This is a genomic window from Bacillus cereus group sp. N14, assembly GCF_016483555.1.
Lineage (GTDB): Bacteria > Bacillota > Bacilli > Bacillales > Bacillaceae_G > Bacillus_A > Bacillus_A wiedmannii.
Genome location: NZ_JAEHBQ010000142.1, coordinates 1 through 232, shown reverse-complemented (window position 1 = coordinate 232; position 232 = coordinate 1). Strand labels below are relative to the sequence as shown.

The window sequence follows — 232 nt, the reverse complement described above, 5'->3', positions numbered from 1 at the left end:
CTAGTATGCTCGCAGGTATCCCGAAAGGACCTAGTGTCTACTCGCCCTTTTTAAAAGAGGATCGTGCGAAAGGACGCCAATCTCTCATATTAGACGAAATGGTAGAACAAGGTTACATTACGAACAAACAAGCAACGTCAGCAAAAAAACAGCCACAAACTATTGCCTCATTAGATACAAAAAAAGTGGCAGAGATAGCACCTAATTTCCAAAATCCAGTACAAGCTTCACA

1 pseudogene is annotated in these 232 nt (G+C 41.4%); it reads left to right on the top strand.

The window, feature by feature from the left end:
* Nucleotides 1-232, top strand: a pseudogene (locus JDS82_RS29465) (monofunctional biosynthetic peptidoglycan transglycosylase); the annotation flags it as partial.